The organism is Allobosea sp. BE125 (assembly GCF_031456075.1).
Classification (GTDB): domain Bacteria; phylum Pseudomonadota; class Alphaproteobacteria; order Rhizobiales; family Beijerinckiaceae; genus Allobosea.
Genome location: NZ_JAVDTY010000004.1, coordinates 184,880 through 211,626, shown reverse-complemented (window position 1 = coordinate 211,626; position 26,747 = coordinate 184,880). Strand labels below are relative to the sequence as shown.

The following is a 26,747-nucleotide window of genomic DNA, read 5'->3' as shown; positions in this document are numbered from 1 at the left end:
CGGAGGGCCGCTGGAGGGCCGACTGCGCAGGCTGGACCCTTCCTCCCACGAGCGGATATCTCTGGCGTAGCGCTCACCGCCGCCCATGGTGCGCTCCGGCTGATGTCCGAGCCGACCGCCTGTCGCAGGCCTGTGATATATTTGCTGCTTTGTAAACGCTCTGTTCGGTGTGTTGCCAATGCGGCCTTGTCGCAACGGCCGAATCCCGGAACTCTTGCAACCTGGGGGGGGTGCATTTCTCCCGGAAAAGTCACGATGGAGGCGGGCGTGAGCGGGGCTGCGGGGATGAAATATCTGGGAAAGGCGAGGTTTCTCGCGGGCGCGTCCTGCGCCGCTCTCGCCATCGCCTGCTCGCTGGCGACGCAGGCCACAGCCGCCAACTATACGGTGGCCAACTCAACGCAATTGATCAACGCCATCGCTGCGGCCAACGCCAGCGCCGATCCGAGCTCCACGATCACGCTGACCAACAGCTTCACGCTGCCGAGCAATACCACACTCCCAATGCCGACCAAGTCGATCACGATCGACACGCAAGGTTTCGTCCTGTCCGGCAGTACCAGTGGTGGGAACAACGGCATCAACTTCGGTAATAACGTTCTCCTATCCGGTGCGCTGACCGTGAACGGCGCCTTCGTGGGCGGCAATTCGGGGAGCATTGCCGTTCCCGGAGCGGGCCTGAATATTTCATCTTCCGTAGGCAGCGCAGGCCAGGTCACCAACAATGGCTCGATCACGGGAGGCAATGCACTGGTTACCGCCAAAACGGCCGGCGTCGGTGTCAATATATTGAATGACGCTACCTTGGTGAACAACGGCAGCATCTCAGGCGGAGTTGCGAATGCCTATTTGCGCCCCATCGGCAGCATCCAGGGGAACGGCGTCTCCCTCGGCAACGGCTCGACATTGATCAACAACGTCGGCGCCACAGTGCAGGGCGGGAACAGCCAGGGGATCGGCGCCGGCGCGGGCCTCTATATGAACGCGACCGCGCGAGCTGTCACAGCGACCAACTATGGCACGATCCGCGGCGGCTCGGACCTGACCGGCACGGTTGCGGGAAATGCGGCCGTTCGAGGTCTCAGCGGCAGTGCCAGCACGTCATCCCTTACCAACTTCGGCCTGCTTGAAGGCGGCAACGGTGCGGCTGCGATTAGCGAAGATGGCACGTGGAACCTCGCCATCGTCAACAACGGCACCATTCGCGCCGGCGCCGGTCAGAGCAATGCGATTGTGTTCGGCCAAACTGCGGCGAGTACGTCCACCCTCGAACTCCAGGCCGGGTCGATCATTACAGGCAACGTCGTGGCCAGCGCTTCAGCCACCAACGACACCTTCCGGCTCGGCGGGACGGGCAGCGCCAGCTTCGACGTCTCAACCATCGGCCCTGCCGCGCAATACCGCAACTTCGACGTCTTCGAAAAGACCGGCGCCGGCACCTGGAGCCTGACCGGCACCGGGACGGCCACCACGAACTGGACGGTCACCGAGGGCACGCTGCAGATCGGCAATGGCGGCACCAGCGGCAGCCTCGTCGGCAGCATCACGACCAGCAGCGCCGGCACGCTCGCCTTCAACCGCTCCGATGCCTTCGCCTTCGACAATCTCATCCTGGGCAACGGCACGCTCCGCCAGATCGGCAGCGGCACGACGATCCTGACCGCCAATAATGCCGCCTTCGCCGGCACCACCTTGGTCGAGGCCGGCACATTGTCGGTGAACGGGGTGCTGGGCGGCACTGTGACGGTGCTGGGCGGCCGGCTGCAGGGCAACGGCACGGTCGGCGCGACCACGATCGCGGCCGGCGGCACCGTCGCGCCCGGCAACTCGATCGGCACGCTGACCGTCAACGGGGCCTATCTGCAGGCGGCGGGCTCGACCTATCAGGTCGAGATCGACCCGGCGACCGTGACCTCCGACCTGATCCGGGTCAACGGCGCGGCGACGCTGGCGAGCGGCGCGGCGTTCACCGCCGTCAATTACACCGGAGCCACCCTGCGGGCCGGCCAGCGCTACACCATCCTGACCTCGAGCGGCGGGCTGACCGGACGCTATGGCTCGGGCGACTTCGCCATGACGCCCTTCCTGAGCCTGCGCGACAGCTACGACGCCAACAACGCCTATCTGACGGTGATCCAGACCCGCACCGTCGCCTCCGCCGGCTCGACGGGCAACCAGGCCGAGGTCGGCCGGGGCGTCGACAGCCTGCCCAGCGGCAATTCCATCCAAACCGGCATGCTCAACCAGCCGACGCTTGATTCAGCCCGCACCGCGCTCGACCAGATTTCCGGCGAGATCCATGCCTCGGCCAAAACCGCGCTGATCGACGAGAGCTGGCTCCTGCGCGCCGCTGTCAACGACCGGCTGCGCGCGGCCTTCGGAGGCGTCGGCGCGGCGCCGATGGCGACGCTGAATTACGGCTTCACCGCCGACCTCGCCCCGAGCGTGAAGGGGCCGATGCCGACGCTGAACGCCGACCGCTTCGCGGTCTGGGGCCAGGGCTATGGCGCCTGGGGCCGCACCGGCAGCGACGGCAACGCCGCCAGGCTGACGCACTCGACCGGCGGCTTCCTGCTCGGTGCCGATGCCGCCCTGTTCGACACGCTGCGCATAGGTGCGGTCGCAGGCTACAGCCGCAGCGTGTTCGACGTGAACAGCCGGTTTTCATCGGGCGAGAGCGACAATTACCATCTCGGCCTCTACGGCGGCGGGCGCTGGGGCGCGCTCAGCCTGAGGACCGGTGCGAGCTATAGCTGGCACGATGTCGAGACCAGCCGCACCGTCGTCTCCTCGGCCTTCGGCAGCAATCTGCGCGCCGGTTACGACGCCGGAACGGCCCAAATCTTCGGCGAGGTCGGCTACCGGGTCGATGTCGGCAAGCTGGCGTTCGAGCCCTTCGCGGGCCTGGCCTATGTCAACTTGCATAGCAGCGGCTTCAGCGAGACCGGCGGGGCTGCAGCCTTGACCGCCCGCGGCGACGACACCAGCCTCGGCTATTCCACGCTGGGCCTGCGCGCCTCGTCGAGCTTTGCCTTGCAGGGCATGGATCTGACCCTGCGCGGCGGGCTCGCCTGGCGCCATGCCTTCGGCGACGTCGATCCGACCACGACGCTCGCCTTCTCCGGCTCGAGCGCCTTCAGCATCGCCGGCATCCCGATCGCCAGGGACGCGGCAATCGTCGAAGCCGGGCTCGACCTCGCTATCGGCAAAAGCGCCACGCTCGGCCTAGCCTATACCGGCCAGCTCGCTCAGGACACGCAGGACCATGCCTTCAAGGGCGTGCTGGCGGTGAGGTTCTGAAGCGGGCTCCCGGAGCGTTTTCGGGGACCGGCTGAAAGCCGGACCCCGGGGGCCCGCCCGAGATGACGGCGTGCTCAGTCGAAAGACGATCCCCAGCTATTCGGCGGCGCGCAGCAGCGTCGGAGCGGGTTCGCCGTCGAGCCTCGCGCCGAGCCTGTCGACGTCGAGCAGCATCAGCATGCCTGCCGGCGCCCCTTGCGCATCGCGCGCGGCGACAACGCCGAGCGCGGGGACTTCCAGCTTCGCGGTCAGGTCGCGCAAAGGCTGCAGTTCCGAGACCGGGATTTCCGGTATCGGGCCGAGCGAATCGACGACGAGCCCGAGCGTCCGGCCAGCTGCGCGCACGATGACGATCTGCTGATCCTCGGCCAGGCCGTCGGGAATGCCGAGCAATCGCGCCAGGCGCAGCACCGGCACGGGGTCGCCCTGGTGCAGCTTGTAGCCGGCGAGCAACCCATCTCCCGCCTGCTTGGCCGAGGGCTTCAGGCCGGCGAGATCGACAGCCTCGACGACGTCGCGCGCCTTCACGCCGAGCCAATGCCGGCCGATATGGAAGGTCGCGGCCTCGAAGGCCTCGACGCCGTCTGGCAGCCTGCGCGCTGCAATGGCGTTGGCCGCGGCGCTCGATGGCCGCGCTCCGGCCTCGGCCGCGATATCGCCGAGCGGCACGACGCAGAGCGCCACCACATCGGCATGGTGTCCATCGCTGGTCTTGTATTCGCGATAGCCCTTGGACAGCGCCGCGCCGACCGCGACATGCTTGCCCTCGAATGAGCGGATACCGGCGAGATCGCCCTCATTGGCCAACCCTTGCGGGTCGATGGCGATCGGGCTCGGTGCGCCCACCGCGAAGCGCGGATCGGTCGAGGAGATGATGCGGCAATCGCCCGCGACGAGCAGCGTGAAGGCGCCGGGCAGCGCCGCGCCGGCTTCATCGACCGGCAGGGAATCCTGCAGGATCGCGCCGAATTGCGGCGTCGAGTCGAAGACGATCGCGATACCGCCGACCGCCTTGCCGCCAACCATCCTGCTCCCTGCCGGAGCCTGGACCGCGGCCGTATAGATCAGGGTCGAGGCCTCCCCATAAAGCGGCGAAGGCTCGAAGCCCGACACCGCATAATGCTGGTCCGAGCGCAGCGCCAGGGTCCGTTGCACCCATTCCGCTGCCAACGTCTCGCCGACCAGATGCGCCTCAACCGGCTGCGAGACCGCGACGACGACGCCCTTGGCGTCGAACAGGATCAGGTTGCTGTAGACCGTATAGAGCGAATTGATCGTCGCCAGGATCTCGCCGCAATGCCGCGCGCCCTCCGGCGTCGGCTCCGACAGCACGCGTGCAAAGGTCGCGTTCAGCGCCCACCAGCGGCAATCATTGGCGCGCTCATAGAGATTGCGATCCATGACATCGATGGCGAAGGCCGCGCGCGAGCGGCACTTCTCCATGACCGCCGCGACCACGGTACGGTGGAGGTCGCCGATCGAGGCGTCGAAGACAGCCTGCGTCCTGCGACCGGCATTGGAGATTTCCCAGAGCAGGATTTTCGAGAAGGCGGCGTTGGCCGCCGTCGATCCGGCCTGGCGGATCGAGCCGTTCCAGACCGAGCGGTTGAGGTCGCGCTGGATCATCGCAGCCTGGCGCGAGACCGTGAGCAGGTCCTCCGAGAACAGGTCGGAATGGCCGGTCACCGCCGCGAGCAGGCCATCGTCGATCCGCGCACTGAGCGCCCCGTCGCCCTGAGCGAAGGCAGCCTCCAGCGGCAGCAGCCCGAGCCCGATCCAGCCCGGTCCCATATAGCCCTGATAGCCGGAGCTGCGGCAAGCGACAGCGAGATATTGCCGGCCGCCGAGCTTGAGCACGGGGTCGCGCCCCTGCAGCGCTGCCGGCGACAGGGCAAGCCCCGCTGGCACCTGAATGGCGCAGGAGCCGGCGATGACCTCGCCCTGCGGCGTGGCGCAGCCCAGGATCGTCCAGTCATCCTCCGGCAGCAGCTTGCGGAAGATCCCCGCCATCTCGTCGGCGAGGCGGAAGACCAGCACGAGTACGCCGAGCGGGCGCTTGGCACGATCCTCGACGCGCCAGGCATAGACCAGCGACTGCGCCTCCGAGACGAAATCGACCACGCCGTAATGCTCGACATAGGCGCCGCTTGAACTCAGCGCCTCCTCGAGGATGGCGTGCCGCGCCGTCTCGGCGGGATGGGCCTGGAGCCTGGCCCGGACCGCGCCCTCGCGATCGACCAGGACGATGTCGGAATAGACCGAATATTTCGCGACATAGTCGCGGAAGCGCGCCTCGATCGCCTCGCGGGCAGCGGGCGTCGGCGTCGGCTGCTCCAGCATCTCGCGGATATCGGTGTCGGCGGCGAGGAAGCCGATATCGGCCGTGCGCTCGAAGAGATTGCGCACCAGCACATCGATGGCATTCTGCGCCTTGGTCCTGAGATCGCTGACGACCTTGTCGCGCGTCTCGATGGCGAGATGGTTGAGCAGGCTCCCCGTCAATTCCTCGAAGGCGGAACGCGTGCCCGACATCTCGGTCGCGTTGCCCGAGAGCTGGCCGAGCAGGGTCAGCGTGTCCCACGACGCCTGCAAGCGATCGAAGACCTGCCGATAGTCGTCGATCGCATGCATATGGCGGATGATGCCCGCCAGCGAAGGATCGATCGCGATTCCCTTGTGAAGCGTCTGCAAGGTTGGGCTCTTCCATTCGCGCCAATAGCCGCCTGGACGAGGCCCGGCGGCCGAGAAAAGACTGAACTCGACGCAACCGTTCCGGATCGAACCAAATCACCTGAGCGGCCGATTCGCACCAACCTGCCCCTGCCCGCAGCGCTCAAATTTGCGGCAAATGCAACGATCATTCACAGGGCGCAGGATTGGCCGGGCGCAAAGCGCGCCGCAACGTCAGAAAGAAGCCACCGCCGGGCTGCTCTCACCTCAGATCAAAAATGCGCCGCGGCCTGCATCAAAATGCATCATTCGTTTCATATTATAGTATAAGAATCATCTGTTTCATTCCATCACGAGTCCCGCTATGATCGCATCATGGATCAGATCGGCGTCGCCACCGCCCTGGATGCGCAATTCGATGACCTGCCTCCGCAGCTGCAGGCGGTCGCGCGCTGGGTGCTCGATCACCCCGCCGATGTCGCCTTGCTGACGACGCGCGAGCAGGCGCGGCGCGCCGGGCTTGCTCCTGCGACCTTCACGCGGCTGGCGCAGCGCCTTGGCCTTCCCGGTTACGACGCCCTGCGAACGGCTTATGCGGCCTCGCTGCGCCAGCGCCCCGACGGCTTCGCCAACCGCGCAACCGAATTGCTCGAACGCCATGGCGACGAGGGCGACAGCGCCATCGCGCAGGACATGTTCGCGGCCTTGGCCGAGCATGTCCGGGCCCTGCGGGAGCCGCAATCCGTCGCCTGCCTCGAACGCGCGGCCGAATTGCTGGCGAATGCGCGCGGCGTCTTCTGCTTCGGGCTGCGCTCCGCCTTTCCGGCCGTCTATATGCTCGACTATATCCGCACGCTGATCGGCGCGGAGTCGGTCCTCGCCGACACAGCCGGCGGGCGCGGCATCGATGCCTTGCGCCGGATCGGCCCGGGCGACGTGCTCTTCGTCATCTCGGTCTCGCCCTATACGCGCCTGACGCTCCAGGCCGCCGCCTATGCGCGCGACAAGGGCGCGTCGATCGTCGCACTGACCGACAGCGCGCATTCGCCGCTCGCCGCGCTCGCCGACGAGACAGTGCTGGTGCGCACCGAGACGCCCTCCTTCTTTCACAGCATGACGCCGGCCTTTGCGGCGGTGGAATGCCTGGCGGCGCTGATGACGGCGCGGCGCGGCAAGCCGGCGCTCGACGCCATCGCCGCCTCCGAGGCCCAGCTCGACGCCTTCTCGACCTTCGAGACCCCTCGCCGCGCCAAACGGAGACCATCATGAGCCATCTGCTTCACCGCAGCGTCAACGGCACCTATCCCGTCGCCGTCGGCGGCAAGGGCGTCATGCTCTTCGACGCCGAGGGCAAGAGCTATATCGACGCCAGCGGCGGCGCGGCGGTCTCCTGCCTCGGTCATGGCCATCCCGACATCCAAGCCGCGATGCATGCCCAGATCGACAAGCTGGCCTATGCCCATACCAGCTTCTTCACCTCGCAGCCGGCCGAGGAGCTGGCGGAACATCTCATCGCGCGCGCACCGAAGGGGCTGAGCAACGTCTTCATCTGCAGCAGCGGCTCCGAGGCGATCGAGGCCTGCCTGAAGCTGGCGCGGCATTATTTCATCGAAAAGGGCGAGAGCCGGCGGACCAACTTCATCTCGCGCCGGCAGAGCTATCACGGCATCACGGTCGGAGCGCTCTCGGTCGGCGGCCGCATGAAGGATCGCGCGCCGTTCAAGGAGATGCTGCTCACCGGCCACCATATCGCGCCCTGCTACGCCTATCGCGACCGGCGCACTGAGGAGACACCGGAGCAATACGGGCTGCGCGTCGCCGACGAGCTCGAGGCCAAGATCCTGGAGCTCGGGCCCGACACCGTCGCGGCCTTCGTCGCCGAGACGGTCGTCGGCGCGACGCTCGGGGCCGCCACGCCCGCGCCCGGCTATTTCAAGCGCATCCGCGAGATCTGCGACCGCCATGGCGTGCTGCTGATCCTCGACGAGGTGATGTGCGGCATGGGCCGCACCGGCACGCTGCATGCCTGCGAGCAGGAGGGCATCGCGCCCGATCTGATGGCGATCGCCAAGGGGCTGGGCGCCGGCTATGCGCCGATCGGCGCGATGCTGGCCTCGGGCCGGATCGTCGCGGCGATTCGGCAAGGCTCCGGGGCCTTTCCGCACAGCCAGACCTATAACGGCCACCCGCTCGCCTGCGCGACCGCGCTCGCGGTGCAGAAGGTGATCGAGCGCGACGACCTGCTCGCCAATGTCCGCCTGCAGGGCGCCCATCTCGAACGCCGGCTGAAGGAGCGCTTCGGCAACCATCACCATGTCGGCGACGTGCGCGGGCGCGGCCATTTCTGGGGCATCGAACTCGTCGCCGACCGCACCTCGAAGACGCCCTTCGAGGCCAGCCTCAAGCTCAACGCCAGGATCAAGCAGGCGGCGATGGCGCGCGGCCTGATGGTCTATCCGATGGGAGGAACCGCCGACGGAACCGCCGGCGACCATGTGCTGCTGGCCCCGCCCTTCATCGCTGACGCAGCGGTGATGGACATGATCGTCGAACGGCTCGGAGAAGCCGTCGACGCCGCGATCACTGGTGCCTTGCACGATGGCGCCGGACATTGACCGAAAGGGCGATGCAAAATTTGCATTGGCCATGCGCTGTGCGAACCGGCACAGACGCGTCATGCAGCACATTCCACATCGGCGGCTCATCGGCGTTCTCGGCGGCATGGGGCCGGCCGCGACGATCGACTTCATGGCGAAGGTGGTGATGCTGACGCCGGCGCAGCACGATCAGGACCATGTGCCGCTGCTCGTCCATGGCGTGCCGCAGATTCCCGATCGCTCGGCTGCGATCGCCGCGGGCAGCGATGCGCCCTTCCTGCCGATGGCGGCGGGAATCATGCAACTGGAGCGCGCCGGGGCGGAGTTCATCGCCATCCCCTGCAACACCGCGCATTACTGGCATGAACGCCTGGCGCGCGGCAGCCGTGTGCCGCTGCTGCACATCGCCGACGCCGTCATGGCGATGATTGCGGAGATCGAACCGCCCATCGGCGCGGTCGCCCTGATGGCGACGCGCGGCACCATCGCAGCCGGACTCTACCAGTCGCGCTTCGGCACTAAGCGCCCCCGTCTCATCCTGCCCGACGAGCCGGCGCAGGCCCTGGTCGACCGTGCCATCGCCGCGACGAAGGCCGGCCAGCGCGCGCTCGCGCGTCAGCAGGCCGAGGAAGCAGGCCGCCGCCTGCTCGATGCCGGAGCGGAGCGATTGCTGCTGGCCTGCACCGAGCTGCCCCTGGCCCTGGCGGAGAGCGCGTTCCTGCCGCTCGGCATCGACCCGACCGAGGCCCTGGCGCGGGCCTGCGTCAACGCCTCGCTCGGCGAGGTGCGCTGAGATGGACATACGCTGGCTCCAGGATTTCCTCACCGTCGCCGAGCGTGGCAACTTCACCCGCGCCGCCGAAGAGCGAAACGCCTCGCAAGCCGCCTTCAGCCGCCGGATCCAGGCGCTCGAAACCTGGCTCGGCGTCACCCTGATCGACCGCAGCGTGTTTCCGACGCGCCTGACGCCCGAAGGCGAACGCTTCAGGGAAACCGCGGCCGAGACGCTGCATCAATTGCTCGATGCCAAGACCGGCCTGTCAGGCCAGCCTACGGCGAAGCGCGACCAGGTCGTGATCGCATTGCCGCATGCGCTCGCGACGGGCCGCCTGCCCGGCTGGTGGGCGAGCTGGTCGCAGGGGCGTGCGCTGAGCTGCAAGGTCGCGCCCGGCAATGTCCACGACACCGTGACAGCGCTGGTCTCCGGCGCCGTCGATCTCCTGGTCTGCTTCCACCATGCGCAGCAACCGATCCATCTCGACGCCGAGCGCTATGACCGGCTGGTGATCGGGGTCGAACATCTGCGCCCCTATGTCGCCGCCGAACACGCCGAACGCTGGCCGCTGCCCGGCAAGGCCAAGGCACCGCTGCCGCTGCTGATGTATTCCGCCGGCGCCTATCTCGGCCGCATGGTCGATCTCATCATCGAAGCCGCTCCGGAGCCGCTGGTCGGCCATCGCCTGGTCGAAAGCGACATGGCCGATGTCCTGCGCGACATGGCCGTCGCCGGCTACGGCATCGCCTGGCTGCCGGAATGTGCTGCGGCTGCGGCGGGAGCGAAACTGGTCCGGGCCGGCGGCGAGGCCTGGGCGATGCCGCTCTCGCTCGTCGCCTATCGCGACAGCAGCAACCGCAAACCCGCGCTGCACCGGCTCTGGGCCGGTCTCGCCGGAGACCACGAAGAGCAGCAGAGCCAAGCTGCCCAAGCGAGCGCCAAGGGCGCCTGACCACCACAAAGCACTCAAAAAACAGGGGAACTACGATGACAATCTTCAAACGCCTTCTCGCGGCAGGGCTCGGCCTCGCCACGGCCGCAGCCGCGACCACCGCCTTCGCCCAGACGACCACGCTGGAGCGCGTCAAGGCGCGCGGCGAATTGATCTGCGGCAACCACATCGCCCTGCCCGGTTTCGGCCTGCAAGGGCCGGACGGGCGCTGGGACGGGCTCGACATCGACCTCTGCCGCGCCGTCGCGGCAGCGATCTTCAACGACCCCAACAAGGTCCGCTTCGTGCCGACGACGCCGCAGATGCGCTTCGTCGTGGTGCAGGCCGGCGAGGTCGACATGCTCGCCCGCAACGCCACCTACACGATGTCGCGCGACACCTCGCAGGGCATGTCCTGGCCGATCATCAATTATTTCGACGGCCAGGGCTTCATGGTGAAGAAGGCGCTCGGCGTCACCGAGGCGAAGGGCCTGAACGGCGCCTCGATCTGCGTGACGCAAGGCACGACGACCGAGCTCAACCTCGCCGACTTCTTCCGCTCCAATAACCTGAAATACGAGATCATCGGCTTTTCCACCAATGAGGAGGGCGTCAAGGCGCTGGAGGCCGGGCGCTGCGACGCCTTCACCACCGATTCCTCGGGGCTTGCCGCCGAGCGCCTGAAATTCTCCAAGCCGGACGATTTCGTCATCCTGCCGACGCTGATCTCGCGCGAGCCGCTCGGCCCCGCCGTCAAGCGCGGCGACGAAAGCTGGGTCGCGCTGGTGAAATGGGTGCACTACGCCATGCTCAATGCCGAGGAGTTCGGCGTGACCAAGGCTAATCTCGACGAGATGCTGAAATCGACGAACCCCGAGATCAAGCGCCTGCTTGGCGTCGAGGGCAAGTTCGGCGAAGGCCTCGGCCTGACCACCGACTGGGCCTATCGCATCGTCAAGCATGTCGGCAATTACGGCGAGAGCTTCGAGCGCAATGTCGGCATGGGCTCGAAACTGCAGCTCAAGCGCGGCCTCAACGCGCTGGCCTCGCAGGGCGGGCTGCAATATCCGCATCCGGTCCGCTAGAGCATTGTTTTAACGCGTTTTCTTCACGCGAACCGGTGTCCACTTCGCTTGAAAACGCTCTCGAGCAGGATGCGAAAAAGTGGGAACCGGTTTTTCGCATCCTGCTCTCACTCTTAGATGAGAGACGGATTCACATCTCAGCTGAGATCACCCTGTGATCCCAGCTGGAATCATCTGGCTCTGACGCCGAGGAAGGAGACCCACCCCATGCGGATCGCGCTGATCCATGCGCTGCGCCATTCGCCGCCTCCGATCGAGGCGGCATTCGCCGAGCTCTGGCCCCAAGTCAGGCTGATGAACCTGCTCGATGACAGCCTCTCAGCCGATCTCGCCCGCGACGGCACGATCACGGAGGCGATGACAGGGCGCTTCCTGGAACTCGCGCGCTATGCGAAGGCGACCGGCGCCAACGGCATCCTGTTCACCTGCTCGGCCTTCGGGCCCTGCATCGAGGCGGTGCAGCGCGAGCTTGCACCGCTGCCGGTGCTGAAGCCGAATGAGGCGATGATCGAGGAGGCCGAAAAGACGGGCGGGCGCATCGGCCTCCTCGCCAGCTTCGCGCCGACGCTGGCCTCGATGCCGCCGGAGTTTCCATCCGCATTGACGATCACGCCGAAGCTGGCGGAAGGGGCGCTCGCCGCCCTCGATCGTGGTGACGGCGCCGAGCACGACCGGCTTGCCGCAGAAGCAGCGCGCGATCTCGCCGGCTGCGACGTGATCGCGCTCGCCCAGTTCAGCCTGGCGCGGTCAGCGCCCGCGGTCATGGCCGCGACCGGCAGGCCGGTGCTGACGACGCCGGAGAGTGCCGTGAGGAAGCTGAGGCGCCTGCTCGGCTGAAAAGCCGGTCAGGCCCCTTCGATGCGCCGCAGCGCCTCGAAATGCTTCTCCGACTGAAACACCAGCACGTCGCGCCAGTCGCGCGCGGTTGCCTCGATCTGCTGCTGCGGAATGAGCTTCAGCGGCCGGCCGGTCGACATCGCCAGCACCTGCTGCCGGCAGGCGCGCTCCAGGAAGTAGAGATCGTCGAAGGCGACCGCGACCGAGGGGCCGCCGATGGTCACGCCGTGATGGGCGAGGAAGGTGATGTCGACATGCTCGTAAGCCTTGCTGGCGGCGATGATGGCCTCGCCCTCGCTCGCATCGAGCGCGAGCCCGCCGAAATGGTCGACATAATGCGTGCGGCCATGGAAGCGGCAGGCGGTCTGATGCGCCATCTCCAGCCTGCCGCCCTCGACCATGGTCAAAGCGGTGGCATAGGGCATGTGGACATGCAGCACCGCGACATGGCGCAGATTGGCCTTGTGGGCGGCGACATGGATGTTGCGGGCGGTGGCCTCGACCTCACCCTCGCCTTCCAGCACCTCACCCTTGTCGTCGATCAAGAGCAGGTCGGAGGGCTTCATCTCCGACCAGTGCACGCCATAGGGGTTGATCAGGTAGCGCGGCTTGCCGTCGGGGCCGTTCGGCAAGGCGACAGAGAAATGATTGCAGATGCCCTCGTTCAGCTCGAACTTCGCGGCAAGGCGGAGCGCGGCGGCAAGATCGCGGCGCTGGTTCGTGATGCTGGGCAACGACATGGGGCAAGATCTCTCGATTATCGGATGCGAACCGGATCGAAACATCGCGGCACCGGATATGACAAGGCCCGGCGCTAGGGCCGGGCCTGATCCAAATCGCATAACGGACACCGCCCGTTATTTGGGCGCGAGCACCATGACCATCTGGCGGCCTTCGAGCTGCCAGTCGCTCTCGACCTTGGCGACGTCGACGAGGTCGACCTTGACGCGCTCGAGCACCTTCACGCCGAGATCCTGGTGAGCCATCTCACGGCCGCGGAAGCGCAGGGTCACCTTGACCTTGTCGCCCTCATCGAAGAAGCCGTGCATGGCCTTCATCTTGACGTCGTAATCGTGCTTGTCGATGCCCGGCCGAAGCTTGATCTCCTTGATCTCGATGGTGCGCTGCTTCTTGCGCGCCTCGGCCGCCTTCTTCTGCTCGAGAAAGCGGAAGCGGCCATAGTCGAGGATCTTGCAGACCGGAGGCTCGGAGTTGGGGGCGATCTCGACCAGGTCGAGACCGGCATCCTCGGCAATCTTCAAGGCCTCGAAGAACGACACCACGCCACGATTGGCGCCGGTATCGTCGATGAGCTGGACATCGCGGACACCACGAATGTCGCGGTTCGAACGCGGGCCGTCTTTGGTCGGGGTCGGGGCAGCGCGGAAAGGACGACGAATGGGGGTATTCTCCTGTTTCAGGCGCAAGCAGCGCCGCTGAGCAGACACATTGCACAAAGATGCGCGATGTCAATGTGGGAGGCGGGGAATGACGCAGCAATAGGCATACGCCTGCCGCATTCCACACCCCTGTTATGCATTTACCGACCCAACAGCGCGCAATAGACGTCGAGCGTCTCCGCCACCATCGTCTCCAGCGAGAAATGCCGCTCGACATGCTGGCGCGCACGCCGCGCCAGGGCATCGCGCGCGGAAGGGCGCAGCGCCAGCGCCTCGGCGAGGCTGGCGGCGAGCGCCGCCGCATCGCCCGGCGGCACGCGCCAACCGGTGCGCTCGGCCGGCGTGACCTGCGGCGGTGCCAGGACGGTCTCGGGCACGGCGCCGAGATCGGCCACCACGACGGGCGCGCCCATTGCCTGCGCCTCGACCGCGACGCGGCCGAAGGCCTCGGGCTCGGTCGAGGGCACGGTGACCACGGCCGCCGCGAGCAGCGCCGCCGGCATGTCCGTGCAATGGCCGACGCGCTTGACGCGGCCTTCCAGCCCCGCCTTGGCGATGAGCTGGTCGAGTTCCTTGACATAACCGTCGCGCCCCTGCGGGTCGCCGGCCATGATGAAGGCGGTCTCGGCGTCGCCACCGTCGCGCAGGATGCGGGCGGCCTCGATCAGGACGCGATGCCCCTTCCAGCCGGTGAGCCTGCCGGGCAGCAGCACGATGCGCTGATGCGGCTCGACCTTCCAGGCCGCGCGCAGGGCCTGGATGCGCTCCGTCCCGACGGCGGCGGGCGCGAAGGCCGAGAAATTGGTGCCGCGATGGACGACCCGGATGCGGTCGCGCGCAAAGCCATGCTTGGCCAGGATCAGGTCGGCCGTATAGCCCGAATTCGCGATCACCACGTCGCCGCGTGCCATCACCGAATTATAGAGCGTCTTCACCACCGAGCGGCTGGCATAGGAGCCGTGATAGGTCGTGACGAAAGGCAGTTTCAGCGAGCGAGCCGCCGCGAGCGCGACCCAGGCCGGCGCGCGCGAGCGGGCATGAATCAGCTCGACGCCCTCATGCCGGCAGAGCAGCGCCAGGCGGCGGACATTCAGCGCCATGGCGAAGGGATTTTTCGTGGCTGCGGGAAAGGGCAGCCAGACGCCGCCCTTGGCCTGCAATTCGGCGACGAGGCGGCCGCCCTCGGTCGCGACGAGCGCGCGCGCGCCGACATCGGTCAGGCCCTTGGCGATATCGACGGCCGTGCGCTCGGCCCCGCCCGCCTCGAGATCGGGAATGATCTGCAGGATGGTGCGGCCGCTGAGCGGGTGCGTCTCGGTCGAGGGCAGCGACAAATGCGCGCCGGGCTGGAAGGACATGCTCACAGTTTCAGAGAACTCTTTCTACAAACGGCGATACGACCACGTGCGCCGCGCGAGCGCAGCCTATATTCGCCTCGCCAGGCAGATTCGTCACAGGAGATTTGACGTGGAGCGAGACGCGCCGCAATGGCTGGACCTCGGCGAAGGCGCTGAACGGCGCCAGCTCGCCTATCTCGCGCAGCCCGGCGACGGCGCCCCCGTGCTCTGGCTCGGCGGCTTCCGCTCCGACATGCGCGCGACCAAGGCCGAGGCGCTGGCGGAATGGGCGCGGCTGACGGGACGCGCCTTCCTGCGTTTCGATTATGCCGGCCATGGCGAGACCGGCGGCGATTTCGCGCGCTGGACCTTGTCGCATTGGCTCGAGGACGCGCTGGCGATGATCGCGGCCCGCTGCGGCCGCCCCCCGATCCTGGTCGGCTCGTCGATGGGCGGCTGGATCGCCCTGCTCGCCGCCCGCAAGCTGCTGGGCACGGCGCTCGCGCCGGCCGGGCTGGTGCTGATCGCGCCGGCCGTGGATTTCTCCGAGGATCTGATGTGGGCGCAGATGCCCGACGCGATCCGGCACACCATCCTGCGCGACGGCGTCTGGCTGAGACCGTCCGAATATTCGCCCGATCCGACGCCGATCACGCGCGCGCTGATCGAGGACGGCCGCAGGCATCTGATGTTCGGAAGCGAGATCAGGACCGGCTGCCCGGTGCATATCCTGCAAGGGATGGCCGATCCCGATGTGCCGTGGCGGCAAGCGGTCAAGCTCGTCGAGCATCTCGCCGGCGATCCCGTCCTGCTGACGCTGATCAAGGATGGCGATCACCGTCTCTCGACGCCGGGCGACATCGCCCGGCTGACGTCAGCGGTCGCCGGGATCACGGCCCAAGCCTGAATCAACGTTGGGCCTGAGGCAGCGTCCGGCCTGAAGCAGCGTCAATGGACGCTGACCATCCTGAGATCGTGCTCCCAGGCGTTGGCGGTCGCGGCATCGCGCGAATCGGTCACCAGGATCGGCGCGCCATCGGCCGAGAGCAGTGCGAAGAGCTGCAGGCCGGGCTGGATCTCGGGCGCCTGCGGGAAGATGCGCAGGAGCTCGTCCGAGGTCATCGGCTTCAGATAGGCGACCTCGCCCGTGCCGAGGGCCGCGAATTCGGCCTGGGTCAGAGGAGTGGTCTGGATCATCGTTCTATCTTCGTTCATCGCGCCCTCCTTCAGAGCAGTGCGAGTAGCGGTTTTCAGAGTACGCCTCAGATTATGAACAGATGCCAAAACCGCGCTGCATCCATCCTGCCGGTCAATCCCGGCTCACGATATCGATACGCCGGATGAGGCGCTCAGGTTCCGGCCTCACCAAGTCGATCGCGAGAAGTCCGTTGGAGAGATCGGCTCCCATCACCTGCATTCCGTCCGCCAGCAGGAAGCTGCGCTGAAACTGGCGCGCCGCGATGCCGCGATGAAGGAATTGCCGGCTTTTGTCGTCGCTCTGGCGACCCCGGATGGTGAGCTGGTTCTCTTCCAGCGTGATCTCGAGCTGCTCGCGGGCGAAACCCGCTACCGCCAATGTGATTCGGAGCCGGTCCGGCTCGTCGTCGCAGCGCGGCATGCGCTCGATGTTATAAGGCGGGTAGCCTTCGCTGCCCCCCTTCGTCACCCGGTCGAGCGCGCGTTCGATATCATCGAACCCCAGCAGGAACGGATGCGACAGACTTGGCGTACGCGTCATACGGCCCTCGAAAGGCGCCCTCTTGGATCATGCGGGGCCCGCTGGTCGCAGCACCCCACCGGTGGGAGGCGAACCCTCCCATCCATCAAGATATGGCGAGAGAAACGGACCGGTTCAAGAGCCTGCCGGGCGGCGCGTCTCAGGTGGCGTCCGAAGTGCGGCTGTGAAACCGGACTTCCGGCAATGGTGCGGGTGGTACAGCCACCCCGGCTTGAACGGGGGACCTCTAGATCCACAATCTAGCGCTCTAACCAACTGAGCTATGGCTGCCCGCACCCGGCGCTTGGCGATCGGTCGCAAAGTCACGATCGGCGGCGGCGCGGAACCTAGTGCGGTCGCCAGCCGATTGCAACCGTCGAATTCACGCCGCGCCCAATGGATTTTGGAGCGCTGCTTCGCGTGTCCCTCAGCCCTTGCCCTCAACCCCTGCGCAGGGGTGTGCTCGCGATCTGCGCGAGGTCGTTGAGATGGGCCGAATAGGCCTCATAGCCGCGGCGGATGGCCTTGGTCTGAAGCACAACGGCGTCGGCCGCGCTGTCGGTGCGCGCCAGCGTCTCGGCCTCGCCCAGCGTCGCCTTCAACTCCGCGCAGGCATAATCGAGCATGCGGGCCTGCAGCGCCCCGAAGGTGCGCGCCAGAGCCAGCGTCTGCGTCACCACGGTAGCGGTCGTGACGACAGCGAATTCCGGCGGCTTCGGGATCAGCTTGGGAACCAGCGCGGTCACGGGAGTGGGTGCAATTTTACCCGTGAACGTCACGATCTCGGCCGATTTGGCAACAGTCGGCTTCACCGCCTCGACGGTCTTCGGGGCTGCAGGCTTGGGGGCCACGGTCTTGGGGGCGGCAACCTCGGGGGCCGCAACCTTGGGGGCCACAACCTTGGGAGCAAGGGTCGTGGAGGCCACGGCCTTGGGAGGAGCGACAGGCGCAACCGGGCTCACGACCTTGGCCCCGGCCTTGGCGGTGCTCTTGGCCGCCGCCTTGATCGCGGGCGCCTTCTCGATGCGCGTCTTGGCCGGCGGGATGCGGATCGCAGCCGGCTTTACCACCTTCGCGGCGAGCTTCGTCGGGGCAACCGGTTTGATCACGGGAGCCGGGCTGGGTGCAGCCTTCGCGACCGGCTCTGCGGCCTTCGCCGACGGGACGCTCGGCTTGGCAACAGCGACCTCGGGAGCCGCGACCTTGGGCGTCTCGGCCCTGGGCGTCTCGACCTTGGGCGTCTCGACCTTGCTGTCAGCGAGCTTGGCAGCCTCGACCTTCGGAGCCTCCGGCGTGGGAGCGGCAACCTTGGGAGCCTCTGCCTTGGGAGCTTCCGGCTTCAGCACGATGGCGGGTGTGGGCGCCTCGACCTTTGGCGCGGCGAGCGGCGGCACCGGAGCCACGGCTGCAACGGGCTTGGCTTCGACAGGCTTGGCCTCGACGGGCTTGGCCATGACGGGGGCAGGCGTCTCGGGGATGGGGGGCAACGCCTTCACCGGCGCCAGGCTGATCGACGGTTTGGCCGTCGTCTTTGTCGGGGCAGTCGTCTTCGCCGGGGTAGGCTTGGTCGGGACAGATTTGACCATCGCGATCCTCCATCAAAAGAGAAAACAACGCGCGCAAACGATAAAACGACGCATGCCGGACTCATCGCCCGGCCGCTCGATCTTCATCTCGTCCGCTTCCGGGCGCCGCCAGGGCGCCCGTCGCGGCTCAGTCGGGCCTCACTTAGGCCCTCACCTGGGCCTTTACTTGGCCTTCGTCGCCTTGGCGGCCGTTTCGGCGACCTTGTTCGCGACATCCTGCGCCGCCGAGCCCATCTCCTTGAGCTGGCTCTGGAGCGCGGCCATCTGCGACTTCATGAACTCGGACTGGTGCTGCATGACCTCGGTCAGGTCCTTGGACTTCACCAGCTTCTGGGCGAGGTCGAAGGCGGCCGCGACATTGGTCTCGGCATAGCTCATCGCCTTGCGGGTCACGTCCTGCGCATTGGCGCGGGCCGACTCGGCCGAACCGTGAGCGGTATCCACGGCCTTCTGAGCCGCGCCGATGAAACCGTCGAAAGCCTTGCGGGCCTGATCGACGCTCTTCTCGGCGAATTCACGCATTTCAGTCGGCACTTCGTACGGTGTCTTGCCGTTCATCGGGGGCATCCTCCTGTTGCAATGACTCATGAGCAGGCGCGGTCTATTGTGCAGTGCAATATCATTGTTGCGCCGCAATGACAACGGCACGCGGCTCTACCCACCCGCTCACGTTAACGCTGTTTGTACGAGACGCGGGAGAGCCCGTCTCAGTTCCATGGCTTTGCTAGCATTTGGGCGCTATTAAAGGTTTGTTAGCCATAAAGGCGTGGACTGAAACAAGCAGGCAAGCATGAGCGAAGCCGGACAGGACTGGGCGCGACTAGGCGCTGCGGCGGCGCAGGACGCCGGGCTTGTGTCCTTCGCGAATGGCGGGGCCGTGCTGCTATGGGATGCCGAGGCCGGCCGGCCGGGTTTCGCCAATGCCGGCGCCCGGGCGCTGCTGGGCGGCGACGGCCTTTCCGCGAATCTCCCGGCGCCGACGCGGCAGAGGCTCGCTTTGCTGGCTGGAGGCCTTGCGCCGCGCGACGGCATCAGGCTCGAGCGGCTGCGGCTGACCTCCGGCTTCTCCGCGACCATGATCACCTGCGGCTGCCGGCTGTTGACCGGTCCCGATGGGGGCGAAGTGCTGGCGATCGCCATCCCGGCCAACGAAATGCGCCGGCTCGGCGTCGCAGTGCCTGCGGCCGAGAGCACGCTCCAGGCACAAGACATACCCGCCGCCGAATCAGCCGTGGCGCCTGCCACCCCTGCCCCGGCTCCCGTTGCCCCAGCTCTCGTGCCGGCTGCGCCGCGCCGCGCCCTGCTGCGCTTTCTCTGGAACAGCGATGCCGCCGGGCGCCTGACCAGCGTTTCTCCCGATTTCGCTGAGCTCGCCGGGCCGCAAGCCGCGGCGGCTCTGCCCGGGCGGAACTGGGCGCAGATCATCGGCCATGACCTGATCGACAGGGATGGCGGCCTCGCCCAGCGTCTCGCCAGCGGCACGACCTGGAGCGGCCACCATGTGCTGTGGCGCACCGAGCTGCCGCAGGAGGGTGCGCGCGTCGAATTATCGGGCGCGCCTTTCCTCGATGCCGCACGCCAGTTCGCCGGTTTCCGCGGCTTCGGCCTCGCGCGCCTGACGGAGCGCGAGCCGTTTCCCGATTCGGCGGTCACGGACGCGCCCGAGGCTGCGAACACTCCGGTTGAAGCCGAGCACATTGAAGCGGAGCAAAGCCCCGTGGTCGCGGCGGAACTCCCGGCTGCCATGGAGCCCGTGACGGTCGAGGCCTCGGTCCCGCCCGCCGCCGAGGCCGAGGCTGTGGAAGAGGTGGAAGAGATCGAAGCGCCCGCCACCGAGCCGGCGGAGGCCGAGTTCGGCGCCGCGCTGGAGGCGGACGAGGCGGCGCTTGAAGGCGAAGACAACGAGGCCGCGGCGGAGGCGCCCGAACCGGTTCCCGCAGCCGCGGACGAGACCAAGGCTCCGGAAGACTCCAAGACTCCAGAAGACGCCCGGGCTCCGGAAGCTGCCTCGCCGACCGTATCCGAGGCTCCCACCCCCGGCGGCAATATCGTGCCATTGCGCAACGGCCACCTCGCCAGCGTCCGGCCGGTGCTGGAGCCCTCAAAACCCAATCTCAGCTCGGCCGAGCGCAACGCCTTCCGCGAGATCGCCAAGGCGCTGGGCGCGCGCATCGCTGGCGACGACGAGACCAGCCCGCGCCTGCCCCCCGTCGCGCCGTTGCGGCTGAAGGAGAGCGGCGACCAGCCGCTCGCGCCTGCAGCCGAGCCGCGGGACCAGGACGACGCCCTTGGCCGCCACCTAGCCGAACTGGCGCCAGCCGATCTGCCTGCCCCGACGCGTGTGCCGACTGAGGCCGCAGTGGAGTCCGGCTCCGAGACCGCGCGGCAACGGCAGCCCAACTCCCATGCCGACGTGCTCGACAAATTGCCGATCGCGGTCCTGGTCAATCGCGGCGACGAGGCGCTCTACGCCAACCGCACGCTGCTCGACCTGCTCGACTATGCCGATCTCGACGATCTCAAGGCAGGTGGCAATGTCAGCCGCCTGATCAAGGAGGCCTCGCGCACCGATGGCGGCGCGATGATCCTGATCGACCGGCTCAACCATCTCGTCAGCGTCAACGCCGTGCTCTCCAGCGTGTCCTGGCTGGGCGAAGCCGCGACGCTGATGGCCTTCCGCCACCCGGATAGCGGCGGCGAGGTCAAGGTGCTGACGCCGGAGGAGGCCGAGGAAGCCGAACTCGCGGCGGAGTTCGCGGCCGAGGACGAGGAGAGCGCTGCCCGCGTCAACGCCCTGCGGCTCGATGTCGACGCCCGCGAATCCCGCATCAGCGAACTCGTTGCGATGCTCGACACAGCGACCGACGGCGTCGTCACGGTCGATGAGCGCGGCCGCGTGCTCTCGCTCAACAAGACTGCCGAGGCGCTGTTCGGCTACGACCAGCGCGAGGTCACCGGCGAATTGTTCACGCTGCTCTTCGCGGCCGAGAGCCATGCTCCCGCACTCGACTATCTCGAAGGGCTGAAGGGCGGCGGCGTCGCCTCGGTGATGAATGACGGGCGCGAAGTCGTCGGCCGGGTGCGCCAGGGCGGCAAGATCCCGCTGTTCATGACCATGGGCCAGATCACGGAAGGCTCCGAGCGCCGCTTCTGCGCCGTGCTGCGCGACATTACTGCCTGGAAGAAGACCGAGGGCGAGCTGGTCGAGGCGCGCAAGGCGGCCGAGAAAGCCAGCGCCCAGAAATCCGACGTGCTCGCCAAGATCAGCCACGAGATCCGCACGCCGCTCAACGCCATCATCGGCTTTGCCGAGGTGATGGCGGAGGAGCGCTTCGGGCCGATCGGCAACGACCGCTACAAGGAATATCTGCGCGACATCCATCAGTCGGGCGGCTACGTCATCAGCCTGGTCAACGACCTGCTCGACCTCGCCAAGATCGAGGCCGGCAAGCTCGATCTCGACTTCGTCAGCGTCAATCTGAACGAGATCGCGCTTTCGACGGTCGCCCTGCTGCAACCGGAGGCGCAGCGCGGCCGCGTGGTGCTGCGCTCGGGCCTCGCGCCGAAGCTGCCGCCGGTCGTCGCCGACCAGCGCTCGATTCGCCAGATCGTCATCAACTTGCTCTCCAACGCGGTGAAGTTCACCGATGCCGGCGGCCAGGTCATCGTCTCGACGGCGCTCGGCGACCAGGGCGAGGCGATCCTGCGGGTGCGCGACACCGGCATCGGCATGGACGATAACGAGCTCGCGCTTGCGCTCGAACCCTTCCGCCAGGTGCCGACGACACGCCGCAAGGGCGGCACCGGCCTGGGGCTGCCGCTGACCAAGGCGCTGGTCGAGGCCAACCGTGCGGCGATGAGCATCACCAGCGTCAAGAAGGAAGGCACGCTGGTCGAGATCACCTTCCCGCCTCAGCGGGTTCTGGCCGGGTAAGGTTCTCGCAAGGCAAGGCTCGCGCGCGGTCATAGTTTCGCCGTCTCGGGCGGCGCATAGACGGGGCGCGCCGGCGCTTGCCCCCCAAGGCCCGGCAGCCTTGCGGGATGGGCAGAGCCGAGTTGAACTTCCTCTACGACGACAGCGCCGAGCCTCTTGCCGATCCATTCGCCACCCCGGCAGGGTTGCCGGTTTCCGAACATCGCTCGGTCAATTGGCGCTGGCTCTCGGCTTGCGCCTTGATCGGCCTGCTCGGCGCAGCCCTGATGGGCTCGTCGCTTTATGTCTCAGAGGGCGACCACGTCACGGCGCAGCGGCCGGAAAAGGCCGCGCCCGCGCATAATGACGAAACCGCTGCGGGCAAGACGGCCCGTAAGGGCGACAGCCTGGTCCAGCACAGCTTCGCGATCAGCACGACGCAGCATTTCCGTGCGCCATTGACGGAAGTCGCGGCCGGGCGCGAGATCACCAAGGTGCATGCCTTCGCGCATGTCTCCGTCGCCCTGTCGCCGCTTCCCACCGCCAATCTCGACATCCCGGATTTCGACCCCGCCCGGCTGCTCGCCGGCTCGACGCGTGAGGCGCCGCCCCAGGACGCGACCGACCCCGCCGATGCGGATGTCTCCGTCACGCGCCGGGATCTCGCGGCGCTCGTCATCGACCCGGCCGCTCCGGGCCTGTCCGACGCCGCGATCGACGAACAGATCGCCGAGATGGCCCGGCTCTCGGCCGGTTCGCCGCAATTGCCGCCGGATTATTCGAATCAGCGCATCCTGTCGCGGACGCTGCGCATGGTCGGCGAATCGGCCAGCGCCGAGGCCGATGCGGAGGATGCCGGCCGCTTCGGCTCGCTCGATGTCCGGATCATCCCCGAGAATGTCACGGATGTTTCTGTTGGCGCCGAGAACCGCGAACGCTTCGGCGATGTCGATATCACGCTCGAGCGCGGGCAGACGCTCGCCGCGGCGCTCGCCTCGAACGGAGCCTCCGGCGAACGCGTCGCCGCGATCCTCGCCGCGCTCGGCAAACGGGCCAGGGGTGATTTGCCCGATGGCCTGCATCTGCGCGTCACGATCGGCCCCGAGGCCGGCGACCGCACGATCCAGCGCGTCACCCTGTTCGACGAGAGCGGCCCGCAACAGGTCGTGGCCCTGAACGATCAGGGTCGCTTCGTCAGCGTCGCCCTGCCCACACGCGGCCATGACGGCACCGACGGCAAGGCGGATCAGGATGACGAGGAGGATGATGGCAACAACGCAACGCTCTACCAGAGCGCCTATGCCAGCGCCTTGAAGAGCGATGTGCCGCGCGAGGTGATCGACGATTTCATCCGCGCCTTCGCGGCCGGCCTCGACCTCAAGCAGCATGCCGGCAGCGGAGACCGGCTTGAGCTGGTCTTCACCGACGACCAGCCCACACCGGCAAACCATCGCGAACTGCTCTATGCGGCGCTGTCCACCGGCGGCGAAACGCAGCAGATCTACCGCTATGTCTCATCGGAAACGGGCGAGCTCGACTATCTCGACGATGACGGCGTCTCGCTCAAGAAGCTGCTGATGCGAAAGCCGGTGCAGGAAGGGCGGATCAGCTCGCCCTTCGGCATGCGCTACCACCCGATCCTGCATTATTCCCGGCTGCATAACGGCGTCGACTGGGCCGCCCCGCGCGGCACGCCGATCATGGCCGCAGGCGACGGCACGGTGACAGCCGCCGGAGTTCACTCCGGCTACGGCAACCGGGTCGAGCTCGAGCACGCCAATGGCTATGCCAGCGCCTATAACCACATGGCCAGCATCGCCGGCCGGATCAAGCCGGGCGCCTCCGTCCATATGGGCGAGATCATCGGTTATGTCGGGACGACGGGCCTCTCGACCGGCCCGCATGTCCATTACGAGGTCACCACGAACGGGCACTTCGTCGATCCCATGAAGGTCAAGCTGCCAAGCAGCCGCGCCCTTCAGGGCACGGCGCTGGCCGAGTTCAAGGAGCACAAGAAGCAGATCGACGATTTGCGCCACCATGTCGACGCCACCGTGGCGGTGGCGCCGGGCGGACACCCGACCTGATCGCGCAGCCCCGCCCCGACGCCTGCCATCGGCGCGTCAGAGCAAGGTCCCGCTCAGGATCACCGCCGCCACGCCGAAATAGATCACCAGGCCGGTGACATCGACGAGCGTCGCGACGAAGGGCGCCGAGGCGCTGGCCGGGTCGAAGCCGAGCCGTTTCAGCACGAAGGGCAGCATCGAGCCCATCAACGAGCCGAAGGTGACGATGCCGATCAGCGCGCCGCCCACAGTTGCTGCGATCAGAGCCCAGTGCTCGCCGTAATTGTAGATACCGAGCTTCTGCCAGAGCACGATACGCGCGACGCCGATGGCGCCGAGGATGGCGCCCAGCGTCAACCCGGTCGGCAATTCGCGCAACGCGACCCGCCACCAATCCTTCAGGCTGATCTCGCGCAGAGCGAGCGCCCGGATGATCAGCGAGGTCGCCTGCGAACCGGAATTGCCGCCTGAGCTCATGATCAGCGGGATGAACAGCGTCAGCACGATCGCCTTTTCCAGCTCGTCCTGGAAATACTGCATGGCCGAGGCCGTCAGCATCTCGCCGAGCAGCAGGATCGAGAGCCAGCCAGCGCGCTTGCGGATCATCCGTGCGAAGCTGATCTCGTTATAGGGCTCGTCCAGCGCCTCCATGCCGCCGAGCTTTTGCACGTCCTCCGTCGTCTCCTCGATCATCGCGTCGATGACGTCGTCGACGGTGACGATGCCGATGACGCGATTGGCGGGATCGACGACGGGCACGGCGAGCAGATTATACTTCGAGATCAATCGGGCGACGTCCTCGCGATCCGTCGCCGGCGTGACGCTGATCGGCTTGTGCGCCGGCACGACGGAGGTGACCACGGCATCGGAATCGCTGCTGATCAGCCGGCGCAGCGGCACCGCGCAGATGAGCGCGCCCGTCACCGGATCGAGCACATAGGTGGCGTAAACCGTCTCGCGCGAGCGCTCGACATGGCGGATATGGTCGAGCGTCTGCGCCACCGTCCAGTTCGCCGGCACGCTGACGAACTCGGTCGTCATGATCGAGCCCGCGCTGTGCTCGGGATAGGCGAGCAGCCGCGTCAGGGCCGAGCGCGTCTCCTGGTCGACCCGCGCGGTGAGGCGCTCGCGCACCGGCGCGTCGAGCACGCGGATGATGTCGGCGACGCGGTCGGCCGACATGGCGGAGAGGAAGGCTGCCGCGCGCTCATCTGTGAGGAGCGAAAGCGCGGCGGGCGCCTCGAACAATTCGGGCTGGTCCAAGACCTCGACGGCGCGCTCGAACGGCAGGGAGACAAGGACCTCGGCGATGGTCGCCGTGTCCTGATCGTTCAGCGTCTCGACGATGTCGGCGATGTGTTCCTGCGCCAATGTGCAGGCCAGGGTCTTCGCGAGAAAATCGGTCTTGGCCAGCAGATCCGGCGCTGCTGCGCCCCTGTCCTGCGCGACGATATCATTCATGGCTCTGTTCCTTGCGATCGGCCGTCATCGGCCGGTCGCAGGCGAGCCGGTTACCCGGTCAGGCGCGCGAGGCGGCGGCAGATGGCATCGACTGTCGGCTGGGACTGTCGGTTGGCATTGCGATTGGGGTTCCTGATTGCGGCCTTCCCCGAAGGTCGGGCGGCGTGGGCGAAGTGCACCCTGCCACGCCGCGCGTCAAATAAAATCTGCATAAGGATTGAGCGGCCGGGACCGGGCCCAGCCGTAGAGCAGGATCGACGTGAAGACCGGTTCCCACTTTTTCGCATCCTGCTCTGAGGACAACGCCCCTCGCCTCGCAGCGGCGATTGTTGGCCCGCGCGGCTCGCCCTAAGGTGCGCGCGCTGCCCTCAGCCCCTCTGCCGAAAGCCTCCGCGCATGACCCTGACGATCTATGGCTGCTACCGCTCGCGCGCCTCGCGCAACATCTGGCTCGCCAACGAGCTCGGCCTCGCCTTCACCCATGTGCCGGTGATCCAGGCCTATCGCGTGGCCGATCCGCAGGCGCCGGACGCGCCGCTGCACACGCGCCGCGCCGATTTCCTCAAGGTCAACCCCAACGGCCATGTCCCGAGCATCGACGATGACGGCTTCAAGCTGCATGAATCGCTCGCGATCAACCTCTATCTGGCGCGCAAGCATGGCGGCCCGCTCGCGCCCAAGGATGCGCAGGAGGAAGGGCTCGCCGTGATGTGGGCGCTCTGGGCCGCGACCGAATGCGAGACCCATGCGCTGACCCTGCAGCAGCATCTCGCTGCCTTCCCGCCCGAGAAGCGCAAGCCCGAGATTGCCGCCGCGGCGCTGGCGGCGCTCGCAGCCCCGTTTGCCGTACTCGACCAGACGCTGGCGCAGGGCGGCGGCTTCGTCATGGGCGGACGCTTCACGGTCGCCGACATCAACCTCGCCGAGGTCATCCGCTACGCCAAGCCGGCGACACAGCTCTTCGAGGCCGCGCCGCACGTCAAGGCCTGGCTCGAAGCCTGCCAGGCTCGCCCGGCCTTCACGGCGATGTGGCAGGCGCGCGACGCCGAAGCCGCTTAACCGGAAAACGGGT

Annotated in this window: 20 protein-coding genes and 1 tRNA gene; 11 read left to right on the top strand and 10 right to left on the bottom strand. The window is 67.2% G+C overall.

Annotated elements, in window-relative coordinates; all coding sequences use genetic code 11:
- Window positions 1-267 precede the first annotated feature (267 nt).
- On the top strand, window positions 268-3,300 hold the full coding sequence (locus J2Y55_RS11770; protein WP_310152634.1) for an autotransporter outer membrane beta-barrel domain-containing protein: 3,033 nt from the start codon (window positions 268-270) through the stop codon (window positions 3,298-3,300).
- Window positions 3,301-3,396: 96 nt separating this feature from the next.
- On the opposite strand, the gene J2Y55_RS11765 is transcribed toward J2Y55_RS11770, so the two are convergent.
- On the bottom strand, window positions 3,397-5,991 hold the full coding sequence (locus J2Y55_RS11765; RefSeq protein WP_310152632.1) for a chemotaxis protein CheW: 2,595 nt from the start codon (window positions 5,989-5,991) through the stop codon (window positions 3,397-3,399).
- 354 nt (window positions 5,992-6,345) lie between these two features.
- Here J2Y55_RS11765 and J2Y55_RS11760 point away from each other — a divergent pair, with 354 nt between their 5' ends.
- The 6 genes from J2Y55_RS11760 to J2Y55_RS11735 all read left to right on the top strand — a co-directional run bounded on the left by J2Y55_RS11760 (window position 6,346) and on the right by J2Y55_RS11735 (window position 12,195).
- Window positions 6,346-7,239 carry a MurR/RpiR family transcriptional regulator gene (locus tag J2Y55_RS11760; protein WP_310152630.1) on the top strand — a complete coding sequence of 298 codons (894 nt, stop codon included), beginning with the start codon at window positions 6,346-6,348 and terminating at the stop codon, window positions 7,237-7,239.
- Window positions 7,236-8,585 carry an aspartate aminotransferase family protein gene (locus tag J2Y55_RS11755; RefSeq protein WP_310152627.1) on the top strand — a complete coding sequence of 450 codons (1,350 nt, stop codon included), beginning with the start codon at window positions 7,236-7,238 and terminating at the stop codon, window positions 8,583-8,585. The genes J2Y55_RS11760 and J2Y55_RS11755 overlap by 4 nt, the downstream gene beginning before the upstream one ends.
- Window positions 8,586-8,646: 61 nt before the next feature.
- The gene (cuyB, locus tag J2Y55_RS11750) at window positions 8,647-9,360 is read left to right on the top strand and encodes a cysteate racemase (protein WP_310152624.1); all 714 of its coding nucleotides are present in this window, start codon (window positions 8,647-8,649) and stop codon (window positions 9,358-9,360) included.
- Window position 9,361: 1 nt separating this feature from the next.
- Window positions 9,362-10,294 (top strand): LysR family transcriptional regulator, encoded by a 933-nt coding sequence (locus J2Y55_RS11745; protein WP_310152619.1) that lies wholly within the window; start codon window positions 9,362-9,364, stop codon window positions 10,292-10,294.
- Window positions 10,295-10,329: 35 nt separating this feature from the next.
- Window positions 10,330-11,358, top strand: a complete 1,029-nt coding sequence (locus J2Y55_RS11740; RefSeq protein ID WP_310152617.1) for an amino acid ABC transporter substrate-binding protein — start codon at window positions 10,330-10,332, stop codon at window positions 11,356-11,358.
- 207 nt (window positions 11,359-11,565) lie between these two features.
- Window positions 11,566-12,195 (top strand): aspartate/glutamate racemase family protein, encoded by a 630-nt coding sequence (locus J2Y55_RS11735; protein WP_310152613.1) that lies wholly within the window; start codon window positions 11,566-11,568, stop codon window positions 12,193-12,195.
- A gap of 8 nt (window positions 12,196-12,203) precedes the next feature.
- Here J2Y55_RS11735 and J2Y55_RS11730 read toward each other — a convergent pair whose 3' ends face one another.
- The 3 genes from J2Y55_RS11730 to J2Y55_RS11720 all read right to left on the bottom strand — a co-directional run bounded on the left by J2Y55_RS11730 (window position 12,204) and on the right by J2Y55_RS11720 (window position 14,953).
- Entirely contained in the window at window positions 12,204-12,935 is a 732-nt protein-coding gene (locus J2Y55_RS11730; RefSeq protein WP_310152610.1) for an aldolase, read from the bottom strand.
- A 117-nt stretch (window positions 12,936-13,052) separates the two neighbouring features.
- Entirely contained in the window at window positions 13,053-13,595 is a 543-nt protein-coding gene (gene infC, locus J2Y55_RS11725; protein ID WP_092171296.1) for a translation initiation factor IF-3, read from the bottom strand.
- Between the two features lie 140 nt (window positions 13,596-13,735).
- The gene (locus J2Y55_RS11720; RefSeq protein WP_310152607.1) at window positions 13,736-14,953 is read right to left on the bottom strand and encodes a glycosyltransferase family 4 protein; all 1,218 of its coding nucleotides are present in this window, start codon (window positions 14,951-14,953) and stop codon (window positions 13,736-13,738) included.
- 109 nt (window positions 14,954-15,062) lie between these two features.
- Here J2Y55_RS11720 and J2Y55_RS11715 point away from each other — a divergent pair, with 109 nt between their 5' ends.
- Entirely contained in the window at window positions 15,063-15,839 is a 777-nt protein-coding gene (locus J2Y55_RS11715) for an alpha/beta hydrolase (RefSeq protein ID WP_310152604.1), read from the top strand.
- A gap of 41 nt (window positions 15,840-15,880) precedes the next feature.
- On the opposite strand, the gene J2Y55_RS11710 is transcribed toward J2Y55_RS11715, so the two are convergent.
- The 5 genes from J2Y55_RS11710 to J2Y55_RS11690 form a co-directional block, all read right to left on the bottom strand.
- Complete coding sequence (locus J2Y55_RS11710; RefSeq protein ID WP_244546373.1) at window positions 15,881-16,147, bottom strand: BQ00720 family protein; 267 nt, start codon at window positions 16,145-16,147, stop codon at window positions 15,881-15,883.
- A 94-nt stretch (window positions 16,148-16,241) separates the two neighbouring features.
- Window positions 16,242-16,670, bottom strand: a complete 429-nt coding sequence (locus tag J2Y55_RS11705) for an Hsp20 family protein (protein ID WP_310152596.1) — start codon at window positions 16,668-16,670, stop codon at window positions 16,242-16,244.
- A 193-nt stretch (window positions 16,671-16,863) separates the two neighbouring features.
- Window positions 16,864-16,940: transfer RNA gene (locus tag J2Y55_RS11700), tRNA-His, on the bottom strand.
- 149 nt (window positions 16,941-17,089) lie between these two features.
- On the bottom strand, window positions 17,090-18,235 hold the full coding sequence (locus tag J2Y55_RS11695) for a hypothetical protein (protein ID WP_310152593.1): 1,146 nt from the start codon (window positions 18,233-18,235) through the stop codon (window positions 17,090-17,092).
- 162 nt (window positions 18,236-18,397) lie between these two features.
- On the bottom strand, window positions 18,398-18,793 hold the full coding sequence (locus J2Y55_RS11690; RefSeq protein ID WP_310152588.1) for a phasin: 396 nt from the start codon (window positions 18,791-18,793) through the stop codon (window positions 18,398-18,400).
- A gap of 232 nt (window positions 18,794-19,025) precedes the next feature.
- On the opposite strand from J2Y55_RS11690, the gene J2Y55_RS11685 reads away from it, so the two are divergent.
- Together J2Y55_RS11685 and J2Y55_RS11680 are read left to right on the top strand one after the other, a co-directional pair.
- Window positions 19,026-22,169, top strand: coding sequence for an ATP-binding protein (locus tag J2Y55_RS11685; protein WP_310152585.1), 3,144 nt, complete (start codon window positions 19,026-19,028; stop codon window positions 22,167-22,169).
- 107 nt (window positions 22,170-22,276) lie between these two features.
- Complete coding sequence (locus J2Y55_RS11680) at window positions 22,277-24,235, top strand: M23 family metallopeptidase (protein ID WP_310152582.1); 1,959 nt, start codon at window positions 22,277-22,279, stop codon at window positions 24,233-24,235.
- 36 nt (window positions 24,236-24,271) lie between these two features.
- On the opposite strand, the gene mgtE is transcribed toward J2Y55_RS11680, so the two are convergent.
- On the bottom strand, window positions 24,272-25,675 hold the full coding sequence (gene mgtE, locus J2Y55_RS11675) for a magnesium transporter (RefSeq protein ID WP_310152579.1): 1,404 nt from the start codon (window positions 25,673-25,675) through the stop codon (window positions 24,272-24,274).
- A gap of 396 nt (window positions 25,676-26,071) precedes the next feature.
- Between mgtE and J2Y55_RS11670 the strand changes: the two genes are divergently transcribed.
- Window positions 26,072-26,734: a glutathione S-transferase family protein gene (locus J2Y55_RS11670; protein WP_310152576.1), complete on the top strand. Its 663-nt coding sequence runs from the start codon at window positions 26,072-26,074 to the stop codon at window positions 26,732-26,734.
- The last annotated feature ends 13 nt before the right edge of the window (window positions 26,735-26,747 follow it).

What these genes read in the sequence shown, in the direction of transcription:
- J2Y55_RS11760 (WP_310152630.1), top strand. Translation starts at nt 6,346, where the DNA reads ATGGATCAGATCGGCGTCGCCACCGCCCTGGATGCGCAATTCGATGAC.
- J2Y55_RS11755 (WP_310152627.1), top strand. Translation starts at nt 7,236, where the DNA reads ATGAGCCATCTGCTTCACCGCAGCGTCAACGGCACCTATCCCGTCGCC.
- cuyB (WP_310152624.1), top strand. Translation starts at nt 8,647, where the DNA reads ATGCAGCACATTCCACATCGGCGGCTCATCGGCGTTCTCGGCGGCATG.
- J2Y55_RS11745 (WP_310152619.1), top strand. Translation starts at nt 9,362, where the DNA reads ATGGACATACGCTGGCTCCAGGATTTCCTCACCGTCGCCGAGCGTGGC.
- J2Y55_RS11740 (WP_310152617.1), top strand. Translation starts at nt 10,330, where the DNA reads ATGACAATCTTCAAACGCCTTCTCGCGGCAGGGCTCGGCCTCGCCACG.
- J2Y55_RS11735 (WP_310152613.1), top strand. Translation starts at nt 11,566, where the DNA reads ATGCGGATCGCGCTGATCCATGCGCTGCGCCATTCGCCGCCTCCGATC.
- J2Y55_RS11730 (WP_310152610.1), bottom strand. Translation starts at nt 12,935, where the DNA reads ATGTCGTTGCCCAGCATCACGAACCAGCGCCGCGATCTTGCCGCCGCG.
- J2Y55_RS11720 (WP_310152607.1), bottom strand. Translation starts at nt 14,953, where the DNA reads ATGTCCTTCCAGCCCGGCGCGCATTTGTCGCTGCCCTCGACCGAGACG.
- J2Y55_RS11710 (WP_244546373.1), bottom strand. Translation starts at nt 16,147, where the DNA reads ATGAACGAAGATAGAACGATGATCCAGACCACTCCTCTGACCCAGGCC.
- J2Y55_RS11705 (WP_310152596.1), bottom strand. Translation starts at nt 16,670, where the DNA reads ATGACGCGTACGCCAAGTCTGTCGCATCCGTTCCTGCTGGGGTTCGAT.
- J2Y55_RS11695 (WP_310152593.1), bottom strand. Translation starts at nt 18,235, where the DNA reads ATGGTCAAATCTGTCCCGACCAAGCCTACCCCGGCGAAGACGACTGCC.
- J2Y55_RS11690 (WP_310152588.1), bottom strand. Translation starts at nt 18,793, where the DNA reads ATGAACGGCAAGACACCGTACGAAGTGCCGACTGAAATGCGTGAATTC.
- J2Y55_RS11685 (WP_310152585.1), top strand. Translation starts at nt 19,026, where the DNA reads ATGAGCGAAGCCGGACAGGACTGGGCGCGACTAGGCGCTGCGGCGGCG.
- J2Y55_RS11680 (WP_310152582.1), top strand. Translation starts at nt 22,277, where the DNA reads ATGGGCAGAGCCGAGTTGAACTTCCTCTACGACGACAGCGCCGAGCCT.
- mgtE (WP_310152579.1), bottom strand. Translation starts at nt 25,675, where the DNA reads ATGAATGATATCGTCGCGCAGGACAGGGGCGCAGCAGCGCCGGATCTG.
- J2Y55_RS11670 (WP_310152576.1), top strand. Translation starts at nt 26,072, where the DNA reads ATGACCCTGACGATCTATGGCTGCTACCGCTCGCGCGCCTCGCGCAAC.